Source organism: Corynebacterium sp. HMSC074A01 (assembly GCF_001831515.1).
Taxonomy (GTDB): Bacteria; Actinomycetota; Actinomycetes; order Mycobacteriales; family Mycobacteriaceae; genus Corynebacterium.
In genome coordinates, this window is the sequence record NZ_KV825624.1 from 3663 (window position 1) to 11183 (window position 7521).

General features: G+C 53.8%; 9 protein-coding genes. All 9 read left to right on the top strand.

Annotated elements, in window-relative coordinates; all coding sequences use genetic code 11:
* On the top strand, positions 1–452 hold a 452-nt coding region (locus HMPREF2550_RS08685), incomplete at its 5' end, for a DUF4192 family protein (protein WP_141760576.1).
* Positions 453–617: 165 nt separating this feature from the next.
* Positions 618–761, top strand: a complete 144-nt coding sequence (locus HMPREF2550_RS12310; RefSeq protein WP_165482993.1) for a hypothetical protein — start codon at positions 618–620, stop codon at positions 759–761.
* A gap of 85 nt (positions 762–846) precedes the next feature.
* Positions 847–1266, top strand: coding sequence for a single-stranded DNA-binding protein (locus HMPREF2550_RS08690; protein ID WP_070362918.1), 420 nt, complete (start codon positions 847–849; stop codon positions 1264–1266).
* A 370-nt stretch (positions 1267–1636) separates the two neighbouring features.
* Complete coding sequence (locus HMPREF2550_RS08695; RefSeq protein WP_070764122.1) at positions 1637–2317, top strand: metal-dependent transcriptional regulator; 681 nt, start codon at positions 1637–1639, stop codon at positions 2315–2317.
* Between the two features lie 116 nt (positions 2318–2433).
* Entirely contained in the window at positions 2434–2883 is a 450-nt protein-coding gene (gene nrdI, locus HMPREF2550_RS08700) for a class Ib ribonucleoside-diphosphate reductase assembly flavoprotein NrdI (RefSeq protein WP_052093126.1), read from the top strand.
* Between the two features lie 67 nt (positions 2884–2950).
* Positions 2951–5146: a class 1b ribonucleoside-diphosphate reductase subunit alpha gene (nrdE, locus tag HMPREF2550_RS08705; RefSeq protein ID WP_052205721.1), complete on the top strand. Its 2196-nt coding sequence runs from the start codon at positions 2951–2953 to the stop codon at positions 5144–5146.
* Positions 5147–5197: 51 nt separating this feature from the next.
* Positions 5198–6223, top strand: a complete 1026-nt coding sequence (gene nrdF, locus HMPREF2550_RS08710; protein WP_034666259.1) for a class 1b ribonucleoside-diphosphate reductase subunit beta — start codon at positions 5198–5200, stop codon at positions 6221–6223.
* The gene (locus HMPREF2550_RS12140; RefSeq protein WP_034666257.1) at positions 6207–6476 is read left to right on the top strand and encodes a hypothetical protein; all 270 of its coding nucleotides are present in this window, start codon (positions 6207–6209) and stop codon (positions 6474–6476) included. The genes nrdF and HMPREF2550_RS12140 overlap by 17 nt, the downstream gene beginning before the upstream one ends.
* A 40-nt stretch (positions 6477–6516) precedes the next feature.
* Positions 6517–7098 carry an NADPH-dependent FMN reductase gene (locus HMPREF2550_RS08715; RefSeq protein ID WP_022862715.1) on the top strand — a complete coding sequence of 194 codons (582 nt, stop codon included), beginning with the start codon at positions 6517–6519 and terminating at the stop codon, positions 7096–7098.
* Positions 7099–7521: the final 423 nt, after the last annotated feature.

Consider the following 7521-nt stretch of genomic DNA (forward strand, 5'->3'; position numbering starts at 1 on the left):
AAGACGCGCTGGCGTATATCCCGCCCATGTTCTCCGACATGCTGCAGCGTGAGTACGAACAGGCGGCGGCAGGAATCACCCAGCCGAGCACCCGCGCTGTTCGGTCTGCGTTGAAATGCTTCACCACGCCGCGCTTGCGGGACACGCTGCTGGCGGCGCTGCTCGATGAGCCGCAGGCTGGCCTTGCGTTCATAGAGAAGGTTATGCGTGCTGTCCCGACCAGCTGGCCAGGGATGCGCGCCCATCTCACCGCCACCGTTGCCGTGCTCGCTCACGCCACAGGCCAGCCGGGGCTAGCTGGCGTTGCCGCACACAGGGCCACCGAGATCAGCAGCAAAGAGACGTTCCCGTCGCTGGTGGCGAAGTTAATCGACATTGGCGAGGGCAGTCGTCTCGCAGAAGTGGTTCACGAGGGCGGTGCTCAGGCTCGCGTGCAGTTGTTCGAAAACTAGTACTTCACACCCCGTTGCAGCAGTTGCTGTAGCGGGGTTTTTCTTTTCTACCCACGCCGTGACCAGGGAAGAAGGAAATCTCCACCGAGCAGGGGAGAGGTCTCTAGACAGCAGAGCTGTCTCAAAGAACGGATTGAGAATCAATCCACGACACGGAGGCACGCCATGTACCACTACACCCACGAAGACCTAGAGCTGCTCTACCTCATGTCTGACGGCATGGATGGCGAAGACGCCGATCCGGGTGCCGCACAAGAGCTACGCGACCTGGAAGCAGCAGGGGCACATCTGCCCTGGGCAGTGCTGTAACAGCACTTACAGCAGCAGCAAAGCCGCTGCTCAAACACACAATTGAAAGACAATCACACACTCACTCATATAAGGAGAAATCACAATGTCCAACCCGTTTAACAATGGCACCATCGTTGGCAACGCAGCACGCGAGCCGAAGATCTTTGAGCACGCAAACGGCGGTGCGACGGTGAAGCTCAACGTCTACGCACGTAATACGTTCAAGAACAAGTCCACAGGCAAGGTGGAATCAGAGATTGTCGAACTCACTGGCTACGTGGCTGACGCCAAGAACCTCGGCGTCTTCGGATGCATCGGCGCTGGTGATCGCGTTGCAGTGAGCTACTCGCTGAAGACTGACAACTACACCGATAAGGACGGCAACAAGCACTATCCGCTGGTAGCGCGCATCGACACTGTGCAGCTGATCGACTCCAAGAAGGAGTCTGAGGCACGAGCAGCACGCCGCGAGAACAGCGCAGATAACGCTGCTGCTAATGACTCTGAAGAAGTGCCGTTCTAGTTGCAACAACACCCCGCAGGGAAACCTGCGGGGTTATTTTTTCAGCACAGACCACGCATAACGCCGTCGCCGTCCAGTACGGGAGCGCTGATACTCCTGCTCCAGACGCTCTGTCTCTACACAGTGCATTACATGAGCCATTACATGCGCTGTTTTACTGCACTGTGTACTAGCCATTCCATTACGCACTACGCTGGCGCACTTCAAGTTCATTTGAAATCTTCTCAGACATTAGTGGTTCTCCTTCAAGTGAAGAATGCTTTAACTGGCCCCACCTTACCGGCATTCCTCTCAAACTTGGCCTCTGTTCGCTATGAGCGTTGGGGCACAGCGCCTAAGGCGCATACGGAAGCTGGGTTAACATTTATTCATGTCTGTTTCTGAGCTGTCCACCAGTACCCAGAACTATTTGAAAGCTATCTGGGGGCTAAAGGAATGGTCATCCGAGCCCGTTACCGCCACACTTATAGCGAAACAGCTGGGACTCAAGCTCTCCTCGGTCTCCGATGCAGTGCGCAAAATGTCGAAGCAAGGGCTCGTGTCACACACGCCCTATGGCTCTGTGGAGTTAACCGAACTTGGCAGGCAGTACGCATTGGTCATGGTGCGCCGCCACCGATTGCTTGAGTCTTTTTTGGTTCAAGCATTGGATTATACGTGGGACGAGGTCCATGATGAAGCCGAAAATCTTGAACACGCGGTGTCTGACATGCTCATAGAGCGCGTGGATAAGTTCCTCAATTACCCCACTAGGGATCCACACGGCGACCCTATCCCTACGGTTGATGGACAGATCACTATCCCCAGTGCGCACCGTCTCACCGACAGCGGCGCACAACCGCAGGTGACCGTGGAACGCATTTCTGATTCCGACCCACAACTGCTGGCCTTCCTCAAAGAGCAAGGCATCGTCATTGGGGCTGTTCTTACCACGCGCGAAGGAACGTCCTTTTCAGAATCGCTCGAAGTACAGGTAGCCGACAGTACTCAGTGGGTAGTACTTGGGCGCCCAGCTACGGACGCAGTGTTTGTAGCACACCACAGCCTGTAGTCTTTCCCTTTCTCATTAATCCTGTCCCTACCTGCCCTTTTACAAACTACGGTGCGGCGTAGTTTGCAACTACGGTAGTACGTAGTTAATCTTTTCGATCATCACCTATCCCACTTATGGCTAAGGCCAGGATGAGCAGGATTGTCATGTCAGACTCACCAGATTTGGTGTACTTTTCTAGCGTTTCTGAAAACACAAAAAGATTCGTCGAACGCTTAGATAGACCCGCAGTGCGCATTCCACTGCGGCCCAAGAAAACCGGAATGATCCAGGTTTCACACCCGTACGTACTCATCGTTCCAACCTACGGCGGTGGCTCGCTCAAACGCGCAGTCCCCAAACAGGTCATCGACTTCCTCAATGACCCAATCAACCGTTCCTTTATCCGGGGCGTGATTACCTCAGGCAATACCAACTTCGGAAGCGCTTACTGCGTCGCCGGCCGCATCATTTCCGCTAAGTGCCACGTTCCAGAGCTGTATCACTTCGAGCTACTCGGCACGCAGAAGGACGTTGCCGCTGTAAAGCAGGGCCTTCACAAGTTTTGGGAGCAGCAAAGCAACTAACAATTACACCCCATTGATTTCCCACAAAATGAAGACCACATCCGCAACACGCAGATTGGAAACCACAATGCCGCCACTTAAGGCCACCCCCACACAGCCCATTGGCCCTACGCCCCGCACCGCTTCAGCAGACGATGCCGGCGGTGTCGGTAAGCGCAAGAGCTACCATGCACTCAACGCGCAGCTGAACCTATTCGACGATTCGGGAAGAATCCAGTTCGACAAGGACATTGAGGCAACACAAGACTTTTTAGCGCACCATGTCACTCCCCGCATGCATCAGTTTGAATCCACCAAGCAGCGCTTGGAGTGGTTGGTTGATAACGAATACTACGAGCGGGAATTCCTTGAGCTTTATGATGACGATTTTCTGTGCACTATGTACGACAGAGCCCACCGAGCCAAGCATCAGTTCCGCACTTTCCTCGGCGCATTTAAGTTCTTTACTTCATACGCACTGAAAACCTTTGATGGCTCGCGATTTCTGGAAGGCTACGAAGAACGCGTCGCCACCACAGCTTTGTACCTTGCACAGGGCGATGAAGAGCTTGCGGAGAAGCTGGTGGATGACATCATGACCGGACGCTTCCAGCCCGCCACCCCTACTTTTCTCAACGCAGGAAAAGCCCAGCGTGGCGAAATGGTCTCCTGCTTCCTCCTTCGCATCGAAGACAATTTGGAAAGCATTGGCCGCAGCGTGAACTCTGCACTGCAGCTTTCAAAACGCGGCGGTGGTGTGGCCTTGTTACTGAGCAATCTGCGCGAATCCGGAGCCCCAATCAAAAAGATTGAGAACCAAGCTTCCGGCGTAGTCCCAGTCATGAAAATTCTGGAAGATAGCTTCAGCTATGCCAACCAATTGGGCGCTCGACAGGGCGCTGGAGCCGTCTACCTACATGCGCACCATCCAGATATTCTTCGTTTCCTGGATACCAAGCGGGAAAATGCCGATGAGAAAGTCCGCATTAAGACTCTTTCGCTGGGAGTTGTTATTCCAGATATAACCTTCCAGCTGGCCAAAGAGAACAAGGATATGCATCTTTTTAGCCCGTATGACATCGCTCGCGAGTACGGCGTAGCCATGTCTGACATGTCTATCACCGAGTATTACGACGAGCTGGTTTCCAATCCGCGAATTTCTCATACGACTATCAAGGCCCGCGAGTTTTTCACCACGCTGGCTGAGCTTCAGTTTGAATCTGGATACCCCTACATACTCTTTGAGGATACGGTCAACCGCGCTAATCCCCTCAAAGGACATATCAATATGTCCAATCTGTGTAGTGAGATCCTCCAGGTCAACACGCCATCCACCTACGGCGCCTCAGGTAACTACACCACCGTTGGCCAGGACATTTCCTGCAATCTAGGGTCGCTCAACATCGCTAAAGCTTTTGAATCACCGGACTTTGGGGAAACTGTTGAAACCGCGGTGCGCGCTCTCACGAAGGTCTCAGACCTAACAAATATCGAAGCTGTTCCTTCCATCGCTCACGGTAATGCATCCATGCATGCCATCGGGTTGGGCCAAATGAATCTCCACGGTTTCCTGGCTTCCAAGCGTATTCCTTATGGCTGCGCCGAAGCACTGGACTTTACAAATATCTATTTCCTGACCGTGACCTATCATGCGCTCCGTGCATCCCATGCGCTAGCGGTTGAGAAAGGTCAACGATTCACTGGCTTTGAAGAATCCACCTATGCCACTGGCGTCTACTTCGACAAGTACATCGACCAAGACTGGGCGCCGGCCACTGACCACGTAAAACAGCTATTCCATGAGGCTGGCGTGCAGATTCCTCAACGCGAGGATTGGCTACGGCTCAAGAACCAAGTGATGCAAGACGGCATCTACAACGCCTACTTGCAGGCAGTTCCACCCACTGGATCAATTTCCTACATCAATGACTCCACCGCGTCCATACACCCGATTGCCTCCAAGATTGAAATACGCAAGGAAGGCCGCTTGGGGCGCGTGTACTACCCCGCACCGGAAATGACCAACGACAACTTGGAGTATTTCGATGACTCCTACACCGTGGGGTACAAAAAAATCATCGACACCTACGCTATGGCCACCCAACACGTGGACCAAGGGCTTTCCCTGACTTTGTTCTTCACCGCTGACACCACTACGCGGGACATCAACAAGGCACAAATCTATGCCTGGAAAGCCGGAATCAAGACCTTGTACTACATCCGTTTACGCCAACCTGCACTCCAGGGAACCGAGGTCGAAGGCTGCGTTTCCTGTGCTCTGTAGGAACACGGTCCTTCCTTCATTCACAACCATCCATCAAGAAAGAAAGAAGCTATGTCTTCAACATCAAACACTGCTGAGCTAACCAGCATCTCAGTTACGCCGCCAAGTTACCGGCATGACCCTTCAGCCCGCATCCGCGCCATCAATTGGAATCGGGTGAGCGATGAGAAGGATCTTGAAGTGTGGAACCGCCTCACCGCCAACTTTTGGTTGCCAGAAAAGGTTCCACTTTCAAACGATCTCCCGGCGTGGCAGAGGATGACACCGGAGGAACGCAACCTCACCATGCGGGTGTTCACGGGACTCACCACCCTGGACACCGTCCAGGCCACTGTGGGCGAAATCTGTCAGATCCAAGATGCCCGCACCGAGCACGAGGAGGCCGTGTATACCAACATCGCCTTCATGCAATCAGTCCATGCCCGTTCTTACTCTTCAGTGTTTTCTACTTTGAGCAGTACGAAAGAAATTGATGAGGCATACCGCTGGGCGGTGAATAATGACCTTCTCCAGGCACGCGCCAAAAAAGTGCTCACTCATTATTTTGGACCCGATCCACTCAAGCGCAAAGTGTCATCGACGCTGCTTTCCTCGCTGCTTCTCTACGCGGGTTTCTATCTTCCCCTGCATTTTTCCGTCCACGCCACCCTGACAAATACGGCAGACATGATTCGCCTCATTCTGCGTGACAAGGCAGTGCACGGTTACTACTCAGGCTACAAGTACCAGCGCGGACTGGAAACGTCTGCTCCACAACGGCAACAGGAGATGCATGATTTCACTATTTCCTTGCTCGAAGAGCTTTATGCCCTAGAGCTGGATTATTCCGGCGAGCTATATGAGCCGTTGGGGCTCATGGATGATGTAGCTGTATTCGTTCGCTATAACGCCAATAAGGCGCTCATGAATTTGGGCTACCCGGACTACTTCCCACCTGAAGAAACGGAAGTGAACCCGGAAATCCTCGCTGCCCTAGCACCTGGAGCAGATGAAAACCATGACTTCTTCTCCGGCTCCGGTTCCTCCTATGTCATTGGCACCGCTGAAGAAACGAGTGATGATGACTGGGATTTCTAAACCGTTTCCACGACCAGACCAAGGAAGCTGGCTTGAGACCATCGCGCTGTTTGAAGCCATCCGCGAAGGAAACCAACCAGCAGCCATGCGGCTTTTGGATACGTCCGCCGCACGGGAGGCCGTCCTCGGGGGACTGTTAGGACTCATCGAACTGTACTTCCGCCATGAAGAAGACAAAGTGGATAACTTTCTTACTGCCGCCCACGCCGCCGGGCCACCGCCTGCCTTTGGCTGCAAGCCTTTTCTCCCTTGATCGCACGTACCTACGCCCAACTAAGAAGAAAGGATTTCCTATGACCACCCCACGCATTAGTGTTATCGTCGGCAGCCTGCGCCGCGGCTCATTTGCGCGCAAGATTGCACACGAAGTGCTCACAATGATCCCTGAAAACTACCAGGCAGACATCGTTGAAATCCGTGACTTGCCGCTCTATGACTTCGACTACGATGACCCCTCGGTCACGGACAAGCCCATTCCAGCTGAGTACACCACTTTCCGCGACACCATCAAGAACTCGAGCGGCGTCCTCTTTGTTACCCCGGAAAATAACCGTACTATCCCTGCCTGTCTCAAGAATGCAGTGGACATCGGTTCCAAGCCCAACTCGGATGTGGCTTGGAAGAACCTTCCCGCAGGTATCATCAGTCACTCTGTAGGCCGCATGGGCGGCTACAGTTCACAGAAGAACCTCCGGCTCGCCCTGTCCTACTTCGATATGCCGCTTCCTGGTCAGCCCGAGGTATTCCTTGGCCAATCCCCCACCCTCTTCGAAGACTCCGGCCATCTCAATGAAGGCACCGCAGGCTTTGTCAAAGACTACGTTATACGCTTCCTGCAGTTGGTCGACATGACATTAACAGCCAAGCACAGCTAGCGACGGCGACTAACCCTAGCCACCGCCCTCTACGAAGTACTTGAAGGCTTCTAAAGGGCCTTCTCAAAGACACAAACCCCGGATTCACACTCATCCTTGAGTTACCTGAATCTGAACCCAGGACGCTTCAAAAAACACCGCTCTAATTCTTCGATTTTCGCTGAATTAGAGCGGTTTTAGCGCTGTCGCTGGACACTGACCCTGGCGACATCCTGTTAGGCCGCTACAGGGCCATACAGGGCAGGGGAGACCCCCATCTACGGCTTGCCGCCGTCGGGGGACTCCTTGTCACCGTCGGGAGACTCCTTGCCACCGTCGGGGGACTCCTTGTCACCGTCGTGGTCGCGCTGTTGCTCCTGCTGGCGGCGCTTAGCGATGCGTTCCAGCGCGCTGTTCAGAAGACTGAAATGGTAGCGGTGTGGT